Here is a 16,895-nt window from a genome sequence, read left to right on the forward strand (position 1 = left end):
AAACATGTGAGGGGATGAAGCGCCGCGGCGGGGCTACGCAAGGAGCCATGTCATGACCCGCTTCATCGATGTTCACAGCCTGGTCCGCCTGGTGGACGAGACCGGTGTTCCGCAGTTCCTCACCGCGCTGGCCGACGCGCTGCGCGACGACTTCATGCGGTGGCGCGAGTTCGACAAGAAGGCCCGCGTGGCCAGCCATTCGCATCTCGGCGTGATCGAGCTGATGCCGGTGGCCGACGATGGCGCCTATGCCTTCAAGTACGTCAACGGTCATCCGCACAACACGCAGGTCGGGCTGCCGACCGTCATGGCCTTCGGCGTGCTCGCCGAAGTCGACACGGGCTACCCCGTGCTGCTTTCCGAACTCACGCTCACCACCGCGCTGCGCACGGCGGCCACTTCGGCGATGGCGGCCATGGCGCTGGCCCGGCCCGATTCGCGCAGCCTCGCGCTGATCGGCAACGGCTCGCAGAGCGAGTTCCAGGCGCTGGCCTTCCATGCGCTGCTGGGCATCGAGGAAGTGCGCGTGTACGACACCGACCCGCACGCCACCGACAAGCTGGTGCGCCACCTGTCGGCCTGCACGCCGCTGGACATCGTGCGCGCCCGCTCGGTGGCCGAGGCGGTGCGCGGCGCCGACATCGTCACCACCGTCACCGCCTACCAGGGGCGTGCGACGGTGCTCACGCCCGAGATGATCGAGCCGGGCATGCACATCAACGCGGTGGGTGGCGACTCGCCCGGCAAGACCGAACTGCACCCCGACGTGCTGCGCAAGGCGCGCGTGTTCGTCGAGTACGAGCCGCAGACCCGCGTCGAGGGCGAGATCCAGCAGGTGGGGGCCGACTTTCCGGTGCAGGAGCTCTGGCGCGTGCTGCTCGGCGAGGCGCCCGGGCGCGAGAGCCCGACGCAGGTCACGCTGTTCGACTCGGTGGGCTTCGCGCTGGAGGACTACACCGCGCTGCGCTACATCCAGCGCATCGCCACCGAGCGCGGCATCGGCCGGCAGATCGCGCTGGTGCCGGAGCTCGACGACCCGAAGGACCTGTTCGGGCTCACCGCCTCGGGCCGGCGCCGGGCGGTGCTGCGGCGTGCGGCATGATGGGCGGCTTCGTCACAGCCGCTCCTGCCGTACATCTCCATGCTCACCATCTACAACGACCAGCACGCTCTTCACCAAGGCAAAGTCGAGATGTTCCGCGGCGAGCTCGTGCCGTGCTTCGAGGTGCCCGCCCGCGTCGACCATGTGAGGCATGAACTGGAGCGCCGGAACATCGGCCCGCGGCAGGCGCCCGATGCCTTCGACGAGGCGCTGCTGGCCAAGGTGCATGCGCCGCGCTACCTGGACTTCATCGCCCACGCATGGGACGAGTGGGTGGCGCTGGACCCGGCCAACGCGACGCGCGACGCGCTGCCCTCGTACTGGCCCACGCGCGGCATGCGCAGCGACGTGCTGCCGAAGAGCTTTCCGGCGCGCCTGGGGCTGTTCTCGTTCGATGCGGGCACGCCGCTGATGGCCGGCAGCTGGACGGCCGCGCGCCATGGCGCGGCCTGCGCGTGGACTGCCACGCAGCGCGTCATCGGCGGCGAGCGCGCGGCCTTCGCGCTCACGCGGCCGCCGGGCCATCATGCGGGCGCCGATTTCTTCGGCGGCTACTGCTTCATCAACAACGCCGCCGTCGCCGCGCAGGCGCTGCGTGACGCGGGCGTGGAGCGCGTGGCCGTGCTCGACGTCGACTACCACCACGGCAACGGCACCCAGGCCATCTTCTACGAGCGCGACGACGTGCACTTCGCGAGCCTGCACGGCGATCCGCTGACCGACTACCCCTATTACCTGGGCCATGCCGACGAACGCGGCGCCGGGCGAGGCGAGGGCTTCAACCACAACCTGCCGCTGCCGCGCGGCACCGACTTCACCGCATGGCGCGCCGCACTGAAGACCGCGCTGGCCCGCATCGCCGAGGTGAAGGCCGGCGCGTTGGTGGTCTCGCTGGGCGTCGACACCTTCGAGGGCGATCCGATCTCGGGCTTCAGGCTCAGGAGCGACGACTACCTGCGCATGGGCGAGGACCTCGCGCGCGCCGGACTGCCGACGGTGTTCGTGTTCGAGGGCGGATATGCGGTGGCCGAGGTGGGCATCAACGCGGTGAACGTGATCGAGGGCTTCGCCGCGCAGGCGTAGCCGCCGGCTGACGCGCAGGCGACTCGGACGCGGGAATTCGCCCCGTTTTCCCCGGGAAATCAGGGCAGCCCCGATTGCCTTCGCCCGACTGGCGGGGCCCAATCGGCGCTTTCCCAAGTCAGGACCCAGTCAGCATGCTCCGCCGCTCCACCTTCCTCCGTACCGCCGCCGCACTCGCCACAGCCGGCGGCCTCGCCTTTCCGATGGCGGCGCTCGCTCAGGCCTTTCCCGCCAAGCCCATCAAGCTGGTCATCGCCTTCCCGGCGGGCGGCCCGACCGACATCACCATGCGCCAGCTCGCGGAGAACGCGAGCAAGATCCTCGGCCAGCCGGTGATCATCGACAACAAGCCCGGCGCCGGCGGCACGCTGCCCGCGCAGGCGCTGCAGACCGCGCAGCCCGACGGCTACACCGTCGCGCAGATCCCGCTGGGCGTGTTCCGCCTGGGCTACACCACCAAGATCAACTGGGACCCGCTGAAGGACATCACGTACGTCATCAACGTCACCGGCTACGCCTTCGGCATCGTCGTGCCGGCCGACAGCCCCTTCAAGACCTGGGCCGACTTCGTCGCGTACGCCAAGGCCAACCCCGGCAAGCTCACCTACGGCTCCACCGGCACGCTGACCAGCCCGCACCTGACGACCGAGATCGTCGCGCAGAAGGCCGGCATCCAGCTGCAGCACGTGCCCTACAAGGGCAGCGCCGACCTGATGCTCGCGGTGGTCAGCGGCCAGCTGATGGCCGCCGCCGACAGCACCGGCTTCGCGCCGCAGGTCGAGGCCGGCAAGCTGCGCGTGCTCAACACCTGGGGCGAGAAGCGCCTGGCCAAGTTCCCCGACGCGCCCACGTTGAAGGAACTGGGCTACGACGTGGTGCAGAACTCGCCCTTCGGCATCGGCGCGCCCAAGGGCACGCCGCCCGAGGTGGTGAAGAAGCTGCACGACGCCTTCAAGCAGGCGATGGAAGAGCCGAGCTACGTGGCCTCGCTGGGCCGCTACGACATGCTGCCGAACTACATGAGCTCGGCGACTTACACCAAGTTCGCGCAGGAGACGGTGGTGCGGGAGAAGGCGATCATCGACAAGCTGGGCCTGGCGAAGGAGAAGTGAGTCGGCCTACTTGTTACCTCGCAGGATGGCGGCGAGCGCTATGTTGACGTAGTAGTTGCTGCGCCCGAACTTCTGCTTCTGAACGAAGCCGCCTTCGACCAGCGCGTCGAGATATTTGGTCGCGGTAAGGCGTGAGACCTGCAAGTCCTGTTGCACGAATTCGATCTTCGTGTACGGGTGCATGAAGAGGTTGTTGATCAGATCCTGGCTGTAGAACTTGTAGCTCTCGCGAATGCGGTGCTTGTAGTCAAACAACGCCGACTTGATTGCGTTGATCGTTTCTATGGTCTGAGTGGCTGTTTGCTCCACCGCCTCGAGCAGGTAGAGCACCCATTCTTCCCATGCGTCGTGGTCTCGCACTGCCTGCAGCAAACGGTAGTAGTCGGCCTTCGTCTGCACGATGTGGCTGCTCAGATAGAGCACAGGGATATCGAGCAACCGTTCTTTCACCAGATAGAGCACGTTGAGAATCCGTCCTGTGCGGCCGTTGCCGTCGTAGAACGGGTGAATGCTCTCGAACTGATGATGGATCAGCGCCATCTTGATCAAGGGATCGACGGGGAACAGATCGGCCTCGTTGACGAAGCGTTCCAACGCGCGCATCAATGCCACGATCTCACCGGGATCCTGCGGCGGCGTGTAGACAGTTCGGCCGGCAGCATCTTTCAATGCGGTGCCCGGCAGCTTTCGAAATCCCGCGTTGTTTCTTTCGAGTTCGAACTGGATCTGAAGGATGTGGTTCGACGTGATCAGCCCGCTTTCGCGAACCTGCTCGAAGCCCACGCGCAGTGCTTGCCGGTATCGCAGCACTTCCTTGGCTGCGGGGTTTGCAAAGGCCTCCGGCAACACGTCGTCCTTGAACAGCTCGTCGTGAGTCGTGACGATGTTCTCGATCTCGGAACTGTCTTTGGCCTCCTGGAGGCCCAGCGTGTTGATCAAGATCCCTTGATTGGGGATGGCGGCTGCGATGCCCTTGAGTTCAGCCAGCCTGCGGCTCGCGGTGGCGAGTCTTTTCAGAATTGCAGCCGTGTCGAAACGCGCGGGGTCTAGCTGATCGAGGGGAGCAAGGGTGTGCATGGAAATCAAGGATTTCTATACATGTTATGCCTGATATGTATAGAAAATTGAAATTTCTATACATGTGAACGGCTGCAGCTCGGGAAAAGCCAGAAAACTGCACAAGTCAGCAATTCAGACCGATTGCGAACAGTTCGTCCACCAGCCGGGACGCCAGTTCCGGCTGCACCGCATCTCCCCCGAACACCAGCCGGAACACGATCGGCGCGATCAGGTGATCGATCACCTGCTGCGGCTCGGGCGCGGGCTCGCCGCGCGCGCGGGCCTGCTCGACCAGCGTGAGCGCTTCCCTGCGGCGGTTGCGCAGGCAGTTGGTGTCGGCGCCGTCGTTGGCCAGTGCGGCCGCGGCTTTCAGCAACGAGGTATTGCACGGTTTGGCCAGGTGCTCGATGAGTTCGCGCGCCCAGGCTTCGAGGTCGGCGCGCAGCGTGCCGGTGTTCGGCAACGGGCGGTTCGGGTCGAGCCGATGGGTGGCGGTTTCGGCCAGCAGGCCCTGCAGGTCGCCCCAGCGGCGGTAGATGCTGGAGGCGCTGACGCCCGCGCGCTCGGCCACCGCCGGCACCGTGACGCGCTCCCGTCCCTGTTCCGCCACCAGTTCTTCGAGGGCGGTGCGCACCAGTGCCTGCACCTGGGCGCTGCGGCCGCCGGGGCGTTTGTTGGGGAGGGCGATATCGGTCATGGCTTGGACTTTAACGCAAAGATATTTGCTTTAGAGGATTCTCAGGTCTAGAATCGCAAAAGCAAAAAAAGTTGCGTTAAGGATCAGCCATGCCGTCCTCCTGCCCCGAACTCGCTTCCGCCACCGCCGACATCGCAGCCCGCTCCAGACCCTGGCGCCTGCCGCAGCGCGCTGCCTTCCCGCTGCTGGCGGCGGTGCTGTTCGCCTTCTTCTTCGCGGCCGCCGCGCCTTCGCCGCTGTTCGTGGTGTTCCAGCACGCCTGGCATTTCTCGTCGTCGCTGCTCACCGTGGCCTTCGCGGTCTACGCGATCGCATTGCTGATATCGCTGCTGGTGGCCGGGTCGCTCTCGGACCACATCGGGCGCCGCCCGGTGGTGCTGGCGGCGCTGGTGCTGCAGGCGGTGGCGATGGGGCTCTTCCTGCTGGCGAACGGCATCGGCGGGCTGATCGTCGCGCGCGTGGTGCAGGGCATTGCCACCGGCATCGCGAGCGGCGCGCTGAGCGCGGCGGTGGTCGAGGCGGCGCCGGCCGCGCGCAAGCGGCTGGGCGCGCTGATCACGAGCGTGTCGCCGCTCGCCGGCCTTGCGGTGGGCGCGCTGCTCACGGGCGTGGCGGTGAAGTTCTCGCTGCAGCCGGTGATGCTGGTGTTCGGCGTGCTGGCCGCGGTGTTCGCGCTGGGCGCGGCCATGGTGCTGTGGATGCCGGAGACCGTCACGCCGCGCGCCGGCGCGCTGGCCTCGCTGGTGCCCCGCATGTCGATTCCAGCGAAGGCCCGCGCCGAGTTCGCGCGCGGGCTGCCGGTGTTCATCGTGGTGTGGGCTCTCGGCGGGCTGTACCTGTCGCTGGCGCCTTCGCTGATGCTGCATGTGTTCGGCATCGACAACGGCGTGGTCAACGGCCTCACGGTGGCGGTGCTTTCCGGCGCGGGAGCCATCGCGCCGACGCTGCTCGGCCGACTTGCGGCGCCGCGCCCGGCCATCGCCGGCATGGCGAGCATCGCGCTGGGACTCGGGCTGCTGCTGGCCGCGCTCGCGACCCGTTCGCTCGCACTGTTCTTTGTCGGCACGGCGGTCGCGGGCATCGGCTTCGGCGGCGCTTTCTCGGCGCTGGTGCAGACGCTGGCGCCGATGGCGCAATCGCACGAGCGCGGCGAACTCTTCGCGGCGATCTTCGTGGTGAGCTACCTCGCCTTCAGCCTGCCGGCGATGCTCGCGGGCTTCCTGGTGGCGCCGCTGGGGCTGTTGAACACGGCGCAAGGCTATGCGGCCGTGCTGCTGCTGATCGCGGCCTTCGGCACGTGGAGCCAGTGGGCGGTGCTGCGTCGCCGGCAGCGCGAATTGCCCGCGAGCGAGTGAGCGGCCGGAGAGGCATTCCGGGCCAGTTAACAGTCAGGACACTCATGTCAAGAGGCGAGGCCCTTCAGGGGCTGGGTACTTACCCTATGTAATTCATTTGTCTTCCACGGTGGAAAAACTCCGATGCAGTCTTGTGGCGAAAAAGCCCGGGCTCTTAACAGCTGCATCTGACATCGGAGCGGCACTTCCCCATCCTGGAGTGATACGAATGAAAAAATCCCTGCTTGTTCTGGCTGCGCTGGCAGCCTGCGGTGCCGCGTCGGCGCAATCGACCGTGACGCTGTTCGGCGTCGTCGATGCGGCCTACCGCAACGTCTCGAACAAGAGCGAGTCGGTCCCGGCCACCCCCTTCACCCCCTACTACAGCGTGAAGGCCAGCCGCAGCGAACTGGCCAACTCGGGCCTGAGCTCCAGCCGCCTGGGCTTCCGCGGCGTGGAAGATCTCGGCGGCGGCCTGTCGGCCAGCTTCTGGCTCGAAGCCCCGATCACCAACGACGACGGCGCCACCGGCATCTCCACCTTCAGCCGCCGCTCGACCGTGAGCCTGGCCGGCAGCTTCGGCGAATTCCGCATCGGCCGCGACAAGACCGCCACCGTGCTGAACGACGAGCAGTTCGACCCGTTCGGCGACACCGGCATCGGCGGCTCGCTGATCATCGATGCCAACGAAGCGGCGGTGTCGGGCACCGGCTACGGCAGCAACAGCACCTACAAGCGCGCCGGCAACATGGTCCAGTACTTCCTGCCGCGCAACCTGGGCGGCTTCTATGGCAACGTGGACTACAGCTTCCACGAGATCACCCGCATGTCGCCCGACACCATCACCGGCGCCGACCGCTCCAACACCGGCCGCCACATCGGTGGCCGCGTCGGCTACGCCTCGGGCGCGTTCGACGTCGCCGCCAGCTACGCGCAGAACGACACGAGCTTCACCTCGGGTTCCGGTTCCTCCGCCGTGGCGCGCCCGGGCAAGATCAAGACCTTCAACATCGGCGCGACCTACGACTTCGGCGTGGCCAAGCTGTTCGGCGAGTACTCGCGCTCGAAGGACCAGCGCGATCCGCTGAACATCTTCACGCCGGTGCCGAGCACCGACCTCGCCGGCTACCTGATCGGCGTGACCGTGCCGATCGGCCCGGGCCAGATCCGCGCCTCGTACTCGCAGGTCAAGTACGACTTCAACCGCGTGCCGGCCTTCGGCGTGCTGAACTCGCCCGATCCCAAGTCGAACAAGTTCGCGCTGGGCTACGTGCACAACCTGTCGAAGCGCACCGCGCTCTACGGCACCATCGCGCGCGTGACCAACAAGAACGGCGCGGGCAACACGGTCGGCGCCGGCCCGTCGTACGTGGCCACGTACAACCGCGTGGCGCTGCAGCCCAGGACGTCGATGGGCTACGAGTTCGGCATCCGCCACAGCTTCTGATCGCAGCGAACCCCCGAGACCGTTTTCTCCAAGGACTCCGTCAAACGGTCCCTTTGCCCGCCTCGCGCGGGCTTTTTTTCGCCTGCATTTTTCGCGCGGAGTGTTGTTTGTTCGCAGCGTTCCCGCAGCGTCGCGCGGTGCTCAGCGCGCCGACAGAATCGCGCGCGCCGCCTCGGCGAAGCCGGTGCCGCGCTCGCCCTGCGTCACGTAGCGCGGCAGGTGCTCGAGCTGCGGCACGAAGCGCGCGACGTTCGCCACGCCGATGCTGTGCGCGAAGCTGCGGAACATCAGCTGGTCGTTGGTGGAGTCGCCCACGTAGGCCCAGCGGTCCATCTCGCCGTCGAGCGTGCGGCCCCACAGCTCGCGCACGATCCAGCGCGCGCCTTCCAGCTTGTCGTTGTCGCCGTACCAGCCGTTGATGTGGATGCTGCTGACCGTGGCGTGCATGCCCTCGCCGCGCATCAGCGCCACCACCCGGGCAATGGTGGCGTCGCTCACCTGCACGAACTCGCTGTGGTCGATGGCGATGTCGGTCTCGCGCCCCGGCGAGTCGGTGGCGCGGCCTACGCCCGGCAGCTCGCGCTCGATGCGTTCCAGCACCGCCTGCATGCGCGCGAAGTTGGCTGCGCGCGTGGGCTCGTCCTGCTGGTAGCGCTTCTCGACGCGGCCGTCGGCCGAGGGCAGCAGCGCCACCGCGCCGTTCTCCGCCACGATGGCATCGACCGGCCAGGTGTTGACGAAGGGCAGGCTCCAGCCTACCGGGCGGCCGGTGATCGCCACCACCGCGAGCCCCGCCGCCTTCAGATCGCCCAGCGCCCGCAGCGCATCGGGCGTGATGGCGCCGTCGTGGGTCAGCGTGTCGTCGATGTCGGTGAATACGCCGACGAGCGCACCGCGCGCGGCCTCGGGCCACTGGGTCAGCGGAAGAAGATGGTGTGGCGAGGAGGGCAGGGAAGGCATGGAGCGGGGAATGCTGGAAGAGCGGCGATCGTACCGGCGCTTTCGTGTAGCATCCCGCCCCCGCCGTGCCATCGAGGCCGGCGCGGCGCCATCCATGCCCCACATCCTCGTCGACGACCTCCGCAAGACCTACCGCATTTCCGAACGCGATCCTGGCGTGATGGGCGCGCTGCGCGGCCTCGTGCAGCGGCGCCATCGCACGGTGGAGGCGCTGTCGGGCGTGTCGTTCTCGCTGGAGCGCGGCGAGCTGCTGGGCTTCATCGGGCCGAACGGCGCGGGCAAGTCGACCACCATCAAGATCCTCTCGGGCATCCTGCGGCCCGATGGCGGGCGCGTGGAGATCGACGGGCGCGACCCCTTCGCCGACCGCGAGCGCCACGTGGCGCGCATCGGCGTGGTCTTCGGCCAGCGCACGCAGCTGTGGTGGGATTTGCCCGTGGGCGACGGCTTCGACCTGCTGCGCGACATCTACCGCGTGGACCCCGCGCGCTACCGTCGCACACGCGACGAGCTGGTGGCGCTGCTGAACCTGGAGCGCGTGCTCGCGCAGCCGGTGCGCCAGCTCTCGCTGGGCCAGCGCATGCGCGCCGAGATCGCGGCGGCGCTGCTGCACGAGCCCGACATCCTCTTTCTGGACGAGCCCACCATCGGCCTCGACGCGCCTTCCAAGCTCGCCGTGCGCGACTTCGTGCGCCGCGCCAACCGCGAGCGCGGCACCACCGTGCTGCTGACCACGCACGACATGCACGACATCGAGGCGCTGGCGCGTCGCGTGATCATCATCGGCCACGGCCGCGTGCTGGCCGACAGCCCGGTCGAGGCGCTGCGCGCCCAGGTGATGGCCGAGCGGCGCCTCGTGGTCGACTTCGCGCAGGACGCCGAACTGCCCGGGCAGGTGGAAGGCGCGAGGGTGCATTCGCGCGACGGCCAGACGCTGGTGCTCGACTTCGACCCGGCCCGCACCGCCGCGCCCGCGCTGATCGCGCGCATCGCGGCCGCGCACGCGGTGGAAGACATCCGCCTCGAAGGGCTGGCGATCGAGGCCGTCATCGCCCGCTTCTACGCCATGCACGGAGCGGCCGAGGCATGACGGCGAACAGCCCGCGCGATCTGGCGCGACCCTACGTTGCCGCCTTCGCATCGCGCTTCCAGCAGATGCTGCAGTACCGCACCGCCGCGCTCGCCGGCTTCGCTACGCAATGCTGGTGGGGCGGCATCAAGGTGATGGTGTTCGCGGCCTTCTACGGCCACGCGGCCATCACCGGTGCGAGCAGCTCGATGTCGCTCGCGCAGGCCATTACGTACACCTGGCTCGCGCAGGGGCTGCTCGTGCTGCTGCCCTGGCTGGGCGACCCGGAGGTGGGGCAGGCGGTGCGCACCGGCGCCGTCGCCTACGACCGGCTGCGGCCCGTCGATGCCTACGCGCTGTGGTTCGCGCGCAGCGCCGGCTGGATCGCCGCGCGCGTGCTGCCGCGCGTGGCGCTGATGGCTGCGTTCGCGATGGTCGCGCTGCCGCTGGCCGGCCTCGGCGAGTGGGCATGGCAGCTTCCTGCGGGCGTGGCGGCGGGGCTCGCCTTCGTGCTGTCGGCCGTGCTCGCGCTGCTGCTTTCGACGTCGATGGTGATGCTGCTGAACGTGGCGGCCGCCGCCGCGCTCAACGAACGCGGCATCAGCGCGGTCGCCACGCCGGTGGTCATCGTGTTCTCGGGCAACCTGCTGCCGCTCGCGATGCTGCCCGACGGCTGGCAGACCGCGCTGCTGATCCAGCCGCTGGCCGGGCTGATGGACATTCCGGCGCGCCTGTACTTCGGGCAGCTGCAGGGCTGGCAGGCCATCGGCGGGCTGGGGTTGCAGGTCTTCTGGATCGCGGTGCTCGTGGCGCTGGGGCACCTGGCGATGGGCCGCACCATGCGCGGCCTGCAGGTGCAGGGCGGGTAAGGCAAGTGAGGGCGATGGGATCGCTTCCGCTCTTCTTCCGGCTGGTGGGCGCGTCCCTCGGCGGGCAGGCGCGCTACCCGGCCTCGGCGCTGATGCTGACCGTCGGCCAGTTCCTCGGCACCGGCATCGAAGTGATCGCCGTGTGGGCGCTGTTCCACCGCTTCGGCGACGTGCAGGGCTGGCGCATCGGCGAGGTTGCGCTGTTCTACGGCCTGGTGAACTGCATGTTCGCACTGGCCGATGCGCTGGGCCGCGGCTTCGACGTGCTGGGCACGGAGTTCTTGCGCACCGGCGCCTTCGACCGGTTGCTGCTGCGTCCGCGTCCGCTCGCACTGCAGCTGATGGGCAACGACTTCCGCATCAGCCGCCTGGGCCGGCTGCTGCAGGGGCTGGCGATGGTGGCGTTCGCGACGCAGCAGATCGGCATCGCCTGGACGCCGGGCGCCGTCGGCATCGCGCTGATGGCCGTCGCAGGCGGCGTGGCGCTGTTCCTGGGCATCCTGGTGCTGCAGGGCACCCTGGCCTTCTGGACCGTCGAGAGCCTCGAGATCGCGAACGTGCTGACCTACGGCGGCGTTCAGGCCGCGCAGTACCCGCTGGCGCTCTATGCGCAGTGGTTCCGGCGCGTGCTGACCTTCATCGTGCCGCTGGCCTGCGTGGCCTATTACCCGGTGCTGGCGATCCTGGGGAAGGCTGATCCGCTGGGGGCTCCGGCGTGGGTGGGCCTTGTGTCGCCGCTCGCGGGGTTCGTGTTCCTGGCGGCGGCGTTCGGGGTGTGGCGCTTCGGGCTGCGCCACTATGCGTCAACGGGGAGCTGACTCCGCGAAATGGCCGAAATGCTACTTCTTCGGAGCCGCGTTCTTGGTGCGATGCTCGGCAAGAAGGATCCCGGCGGTTTCGTAGAACGAGAAGATCGAGTCCCCACTTCCGTTGGCAAATTGCTTGCTCACCTTGTTGAACGGAAAGACGATGAATTCGGCCTCGCATTGCAAGGCGACCTGACCTTCGGTGCCGATCCAGGTGCAGCCGTAGTTTCTCCGCATGGTTTCACCCAGATAGGAGCCGAGAACCTGAACAAGCCCCGAAGGATCGGGCAACTTGGATCGGGTTCTCTCTATGTATCCATCGAGCCACTTCACTGACTCCGGCGTGAAGTTGAAGTCCACGCCGGAGATCGGTCCAAGCCGATCTTGGACCGATTTCACGTTCGCCGCGATGGTGGAGAGCTGCTCGGGTGTGACGGAGGACGTCATGGAGGACCTCTGAGTGCTGTGCGAGGGCTGCTGTGCCCATGTAGATGACATCACCAGACTGGCCGCGATCAGGGCGATACGAAGGTAAAGCATGCTCACCCCGCGCTCTGCAGCGCCAACCCCGCATGCTCGCGCAGCGGATGAAAGTGGATCTTCGGAAAACGTTCCTGCGCCAGCCGCACGTCGTACGGCGAAGTGCACAGGAAAGCCAGCGTATCCGCCGCGTCCTTCGCCATGCGCTGCGGATACGCGTTGACGAACTCGCGCAGCTCGGCCGGCGTGTCGGCCGTGATCCAGCGCGCGCCGGTGTACTGGCAGCCTTCCAGGCGCACATCGGCGTCGTACTCGGCCTTCAGGCGGTGCTGCACCACTTCGAACTGCAGCTGGCCGACCGCGCCCAGCAGCATCGGGCCACCGATCTCGGGGCGGAACACCTGGATCGCGCCTTCCTCGCCGAGCTGGGCCAGGCCCTGCTGCAGCTGCTTGGTGCGCAGCGGGTTCTTCAGGATCACGGTCATGAAGAGTTCGGGCGCGAAGAAGGGCAGGCCGGTGAACTGCAGGCTCGCGCCGTCGGTGATGGTGTCGCCCAGCTGCACGCCGCCATGGGTGGTGAAGCCCACGATGTCGCCCGCGTAGGCCTCTTCCACCGCCTCGCGGCGCTGGCTCATGAAAGTCACGACGCTGGTGGGGCGCAGCTCCTTGGCGGTGCGCTGCACCTTGAGCTTCATGCCCGGCGTGTACTTGCCCGAAGCCATGCGCACGAAGGCGATGCGGTCGCGGTGGTTGGCGTCCATGTTGGCCTGCACCTTGAAGACCACGCCAGCGAAGTCCTTGTCCTCGGGCTGGATCTCCTTCACCACCGGCTGGCGGTTGACCAGCGTGGTGCTGGTGCGTGAGCGCGGCGAGGGAGCGAGGTCGACCAGCGCGTCCAGCACTTCCATCACGCCAAAGTTGTTCACGCCGGAACCGAAGAACACGGGGGTCTGCTTGCCGGCCAGGAAGGCTTCGCGGTCCCAGGCGGGCGAGGCACCGGTGGCGAGCTCCATGCTCTCCATGGCGGTCTCGAAGTCGGCGCCGAAGCGCTTGACCAGCGTGTCGCGCTCGGCAAGCGGGATGGTCTCGAAGTCCTGCGGCAGGCGCTCGCTGCCCGACTCGAACACGGTCATGGCCTGCGTGCGCAGGTTCATGATCCCGCGGAAGCTCTTTCCCTGGCCCACGGGCCAGGTCATGGGCACGCAGGGCATGCCCAGCTCGCGCTCCACCTCGTCGAGGATGTCCAGCGGCTCGCGCACTTCGCGGTCCATTTTGTTGACGAAGGTGATGATGGGTGTGTCGCGCTGGCGGCAGACCTCGATCAGCCGCCGCGTCTGCGCTTCCACGCCGTTGGCCGCGTCGATCACCATCAGCGCCGAGTCGACGGCGGTGAGCACGCGATACGTGTCTTCCGAGAAGTCCTTGTGGCCCGGCGTGTCGAGCAGGTTGATGACGTGGTCGCGATACACCATCTGCATCACCGACGAGGCCACCGAGATGCCACGCTGCTTCTCGATCTCCATCCAGTCGGAGGTGGCATGGCGCGAGGCCTTGCGCGCCTTCACTGAGCCGGCGATCTGGATCGCGCCGGAGAAAAGCAGCAGCTTTTCGGTCAGCGTGGTCTTGCCGGCGTCAGGGTGGGAAATGATCGCGAAGGTGCGGCGGCGGCGGGTTTCGGCTACGAAAGACAAGGTGGGCAATCTGCGGGGGGAATCCGCGATTTTAAAAGGGCGGCGGTCCTACCCTCCGCCCGGCCCTGCCGCAGGAGGAAACCGCCCCTCTTTAGCCCCCGTGCGCCTCGCCCATCCCATACGCCCGCATCTGCGCCTCGAAGCGCGCCACGTCGTGGCTCAGCACCACCAGGTCGTGAGGCACACCCTGGCGGTCCTTCACGTGCTTGCTCAGAAGCGCCTCGGGCCTGAAGCCCAGGGCCTGGAAGACGGAGATGGCGCCGCGCTGGTCGACGGTCATGCGCGCGACCAGCTTTTCGGCCCCACGCTCGATGGCCAGCGCACAGGCCTCGCGGGCGAGCTTGTGCCCCAGGCCGCTGCCGCGCAGCTCCGGCGCGGCGAGCACGCGCAGTTCGGCGACGTGGCTCGACCAGGAGTGCGGATCGCGGATCACCGCCGTGCAGCCGAGCACGGCGTCGCCGTGCATCGCGAGCACGCTGTCGATGTCGCCGCGCTCGATGGCGCGCACCCAGGCGTTCATCACCTTGGGCTGGGTGATGTCGCGCGGCAGGAAGAGCAGGTCGTGCGCCGGCAGGGCCTGCGCGAAGGCGAGCACGGCATCGGCGTCTTCGGCGGCCATCAGGCGCAGGACGATGCTGCCCTCGCTGCTGGTCACGGTGCGCGGATAGGTCCGCGAGAAGGAGTCGGTCACGGTGGTGATGCTCATGTCGATCGCACTCCAAGCCATTCGTCGAGTTTGGGCCACAGCCGGCGCACCGCGTTGGGCCCGGCGGCGAGGCTGACGTGGCCGCCCTTGAGCACCACTTCCTCCTTGTCGGTGGAGCCTATGCCGGCGACGAGCGGCTGCCCGGCCTCGTAGGGAACGATGTGGTCGTGCTGCGCGAGCGCGTGCAGGACCGGCACCCGGATGTTCTTCAGCAGCACCTTGCGTCCGTCGAGCACCAGTTCGCCCTTGTGCAGCTTGTTGCCCCACATGAGCTCCTTGACGGTCTGGCGGAAGTACTCGCCGGCCAGCGGCAGCATCTCGTTGCCCCAGCGGTCGAACATGCGGTACGACTTGACGAATTCGTCGTTATCCATGTTGTCCCACAGCTGCACCATGCCGGCGCTTCGGCCGGCGGGGCGCAGCATGTCGAAGGAGGTGAAGAGCATCTCGGGCGGCACGTTGCCCACGGTGTCGATGAGCCGGTCGACGTCGAAGTAGCGACGGTCCGACCACGCGTGGAACAGCTTCATGCGGCTGAAGTCGATGGGCGTGGTGAAGAGCGCGAGGTTCTTCATCGGCCCGCCGGGGTGCAGCGCGGCGTAGAGCGTGGAAAGCACGCCGCCCATGCAGTAGCCAACGAGCGTGACATCTTCCTCGCCCGAGCGCTCCTGCACGCGCCGGATCGAGTCGGGAATGAAGTCGAGCACGTAGTCCTCGATGCGCAGGTGCTTCTCCTGCGGTCGCGGCGCGTTCCAGTCCATCATGTAGACGTCGTAGCCCTGCAGCAGCAGGTGCTCGACCATGCTCTGGCCCGGCGCGAGGTCGAGGATGTAGCCGCGGTTGGTGGTCGCCATCACGATCAGCAGCGGCACGCGGTAGATCTCGTCGGCCATGGGCCGGTAGTGGTACAGGCTCAGCGTGCCGCGCCGGTGGATCTCGTCCTTGGGTGTCTGGCCGACGGCGGGTGCGGTCGTGGTGAGGAAGTCCAGGCCCTTGAGGTTGCGCTGGATCGCGCGCTCGATCTCGGCGGCCATGTCGACAGCGATGTCGGGCAGGGCGAAGGGCGTGTCGGCGGCGGTGCTCATGCCGGGCGCTTTCCTGCCGGGGGCTTGCGCGTGCGGGGCGGGGTGGCGGGTGGCGCTGCAGGCGCCGCCTTCGGAGGCTGCCGGGTGCGGCGCGGTCCTGGCGGCGCCGCAACGGAGGAAGCGGGCCCGCCCTCCACCGCGCGGGCGATGCGCGCCAGGTGGTCGTCGATGCGCTGCAGCTGCTCGCCCAGCACCTGCAGGTCGGCGCGCGTCGGCAGGTTCAGCATCGTGAGGTAGCGCGCCATCAGCTCGCCCAGCGCTTTCTGCGCGGTGAGCGAGGCGTTCATGCCGCCGTGCATGCCCTGGCGGAACGGGTCCGAAGACATGGTCTCGTTGGCGAACTCGTTGGTGCTTTTTTCCCACTGGGCCGTGAGCTCGCGCCACATGGCCATCGGGTCGAGAGGGGAGAACTTGTTCGTCATGGCGGATGCTCCCTGGTCGCCTTGTTTCTTCTGCTTCAGTCGCCCGGGTGCCGCGCCGTGTGCGCCGCGATGGCGTCGACGATCTGCGGCCACATCGGGATCGGCAGCGCGTGCCCCATGCCCGGAATGCGCAGCAGTTGCGCGCCGGCAATCGCGTCGGCCACGTCAACGCCGCAGGCCACCGGCACCAGCGGGTCGTCGCCGCCGTGGATCACCAGCGTCGGCACGCGCACCTCGCGCAGCGCCGGCTTGCGGTTGCCCGAGGCGAGGATGGCGGCGAGCTGCCGCGCCACGCCGGCCGGGTTGAGCCCGCGCAGGAAGACGAGCTGGGCCTTCTCGGCATCGCGCGCCTCGTCGAGCGGAAAGCTCTGCGGCCCGCGCAGCACGCGCCACACCCTTGCGTGGTGCGCCTGGTAGGCCGCGAAGGTGGTCGGCGCGGGCGAGAACAGCACCGCCATCGCCTCGGGCGTGGGCGGCGGCAGTCCAGGCGCGCCGGTGCTCGACATGATGCTGGTGAAGGACAGCATGCGCTGCGGATGGTGGATGCACAGCTCCTGCCCTATGGCGCCGCCCATCGAGGCGCCGACGACGTGCGCCCGCGCGATGCCCAACGCGTCGAGCAGCCCGACGCAGTCGGCCGCCATGTCGCGAAGGTTGTAGGGCGTTCGCAGCGGCTGGCCCGTCATCGCCTGCGCCATCAGCGCCTGGATGTCGGGCACGCCGAGCAGCGTGAGGTGCGTCGAATGGCCGATGTCGCGGTTGTCGAAGCGGATCACGCGGTGCCCGCCGGTCTCGGCGAGCCGGGCGCAGAAGGCGTCGTCCCACGCCACCATCTGCGCGCCGAGGCCCATGACCAGCAGCAGCGGCGGGGCGGCCGGGTCGCCGAAGCTGTCCCAGGCCAGCTCGATGCCGTTGGTGCGCGTGCGGTGCTCGACGCGGGGCGGGGCTGCGGTCATGGCCGGGCGCGAAAGCG

At 68.0% G+C, this 16,895-nt stretch carries 17 protein-coding genes; 8 read left to right on the forward strand and 9 right to left on the reverse strand.

Annotation, left to right across the window (positions count from 1 at the left end; genetic code table 11):
• Nucleotides 1-52 precede the first annotated feature (52 nt).
• The 3 genes from AC1VNX_RS05395 (at nt 53) to AC1VNX_RS05405 (ending at nt 3,297) form a co-directional block, all read left to right on the forward strand.
• A complete protein-coding gene (locus AC1VNX_RS05395; RefSeq protein ID WP_483155792.1) occupies nt 53-1,102 on the forward strand; it encodes an ornithine cyclodeaminase in 1,050 nt (349 codons plus the stop codon).
• Between the two features lie 39 nt (nt 1,103-1,141).
• A complete protein-coding gene (locus tag AC1VNX_RS05400; protein ID WP_483155793.1) occupies nt 1,142-2,185 on the forward strand; it encodes a histone deacetylase family protein in 1,044 nt (347 codons plus the stop codon).
• 134 nt (nt 2,186-2,319) lie between these two features.
• Nucleotides 2,320-3,297 carry a tripartite tricarboxylate transporter substrate binding protein gene (locus AC1VNX_RS05405; RefSeq protein ID WP_483155794.1) on the forward strand — a complete coding sequence of 326 codons (978 nt, stop codon included), beginning with the start codon at nt 2,320-2,322 and terminating at the stop codon, nt 3,295-3,297.
• Between the two features lie 6 nt (nt 3,298-3,303).
• On the opposite strand, the gene AC1VNX_RS05410 is transcribed toward AC1VNX_RS05405, so the two are convergent.
• Nucleotides 3,304-4,374 carry a Fic family protein gene (locus AC1VNX_RS05410; protein WP_483155795.1) on the reverse strand — a complete coding sequence of 357 codons (1,071 nt, stop codon included), beginning with the start codon at nt 4,372-4,374 and terminating at the stop codon, nt 3,304-3,306.
• A 106-nt stretch (nt 4,375-4,480) separates the two neighbouring features.
• Nucleotides 4,481-5,053, reverse strand: a complete 573-nt coding sequence (locus tag AC1VNX_RS05415; RefSeq protein ID WP_483155796.1) for a TetR/AcrR family transcriptional regulator — start codon at nt 5,051-5,053, stop codon at nt 4,481-4,483.
• 89 nt (nt 5,054-5,142) lie between these two features.
• Here AC1VNX_RS05415 and AC1VNX_RS05420 point away from each other — a divergent pair, with 89 nt between their 5' ends.
• On the forward strand, nt 5,143-6,408 hold the full coding sequence (locus AC1VNX_RS05420) for an MFS transporter (RefSeq protein WP_483155797.1): 1,266 nt from the start codon (nt 5,143-5,145) through the stop codon (nt 6,406-6,408).
• 208 nt (nt 6,409-6,616) lie between these two features.
• Entirely contained in the window at nt 6,617-7,834 is a 1,218-nt protein-coding gene (locus tag AC1VNX_RS05425) for a porin (RefSeq protein ID WP_483155798.1), read from the forward strand.
• A gap of 141 nt (nt 7,835-7,975) precedes the next feature.
• Here AC1VNX_RS05425 and AC1VNX_RS05430 read toward each other — a convergent pair whose 3' ends face one another.
• On the reverse strand, nt 7,976-8,794 hold the full coding sequence (locus AC1VNX_RS05430) for an HAD-IIB family hydrolase (RefSeq protein WP_483155799.1): 819 nt from the start codon (nt 8,792-8,794) through the stop codon (nt 7,976-7,978).
• 94 nt (nt 8,795-8,888) lie between these two features.
• Between AC1VNX_RS05430 and AC1VNX_RS05435 the strand changes: the two genes are divergently transcribed.
• Genes AC1VNX_RS05435 through AC1VNX_RS05445 form a run of 3 tightly spaced genes read left to right on the forward strand, consistent with a single transcriptional unit; the run spans nt 8,889 to nt 11,550 of the window.
• Nucleotides 8,889-9,884, forward strand: a complete 996-nt coding sequence (locus AC1VNX_RS05435) for an ABC transporter ATP-binding protein (RefSeq protein ID WP_483155800.1) — start codon at nt 8,889-8,891, stop codon at nt 9,882-9,884.
• Complete coding sequence (locus AC1VNX_RS05440) at nt 9,881-10,732, forward strand: ABC transporter permease (RefSeq protein ID WP_483155801.1); 852 nt, start codon at nt 9,881-9,883, stop codon at nt 10,730-10,732. Before AC1VNX_RS05435 ends, AC1VNX_RS05440 begins: the two co-directional genes overlap by 4 nt.
• A 14-nt stretch (nt 10,733-10,746) precedes the next feature.
• Nucleotides 10,747-11,550, forward strand: coding sequence for an ABC transporter permease (locus AC1VNX_RS05445; RefSeq protein ID WP_483155802.1), 804 nt, complete (start codon nt 10,747-10,749; stop codon nt 11,548-11,550).
• Between the two features lie 21 nt (nt 11,551-11,571).
• On the opposite strand, the gene AC1VNX_RS05450 is transcribed toward AC1VNX_RS05445, so the two are convergent.
• The 6 genes from AC1VNX_RS05450 to AC1VNX_RS05475 all read right to left on the reverse strand — a co-directional run bounded on the left by AC1VNX_RS05450 (nt 11,572) and on the right by AC1VNX_RS05475 (nt 16,878).
• Entirely contained in the window at nt 11,572-11,985 is a 414-nt protein-coding gene (locus AC1VNX_RS05450) for a hypothetical protein (protein ID WP_483155803.1), read from the reverse strand.
• 95 nt (nt 11,986-12,080) lie between these two features.
• Nucleotides 12,081-13,709 (reverse strand): peptide chain release factor 3, encoded by a 1,629-nt coding sequence (locus AC1VNX_RS05455; RefSeq protein ID WP_301511814.1) that lies wholly within the window; start codon nt 13,707-13,709, stop codon nt 12,081-12,083.
• Nucleotides 13,710-13,800: 91 nt separating this feature from the next.
• The gene (locus AC1VNX_RS05460) at nt 13,801-14,415 is read right to left on the reverse strand and encodes a GNAT family N-acetyltransferase (protein WP_483155804.1); all 615 of its coding nucleotides are present in this window, start codon (nt 14,413-14,415) and stop codon (nt 13,801-13,803) included.
• Nucleotides 14,412-15,500 carry an alpha/beta fold hydrolase gene (locus AC1VNX_RS05465; protein WP_483155805.1) on the reverse strand — a complete coding sequence of 363 codons (1,089 nt, stop codon included), beginning with the start codon at nt 15,498-15,500 and terminating at the stop codon, nt 14,412-14,414. The genes AC1VNX_RS05460 and AC1VNX_RS05465 overlap by 4 nt, the downstream gene beginning before the upstream one ends.
• Entirely contained in the window at nt 15,497-15,922 is a 426-nt protein-coding gene (locus AC1VNX_RS05470; RefSeq protein WP_483155806.1) for a hypothetical protein, read from the reverse strand. Before AC1VNX_RS05470 ends, AC1VNX_RS05465 begins: the two co-directional genes overlap by 4 nt.
• 35 nt (nt 15,923-15,957) lie before the next feature.
• Nucleotides 15,958-16,878, reverse strand: coding sequence for an alpha/beta fold hydrolase (locus AC1VNX_RS05475; RefSeq protein WP_483155807.1), 921 nt, complete (start codon nt 16,876-16,878; stop codon nt 15,958-15,960).
• Nucleotides 16,879-16,895 lie beyond the last annotated feature (17 nt).

The organism is Variovorax sp. TLI9-5A (genome assembly GCF_056867935.1).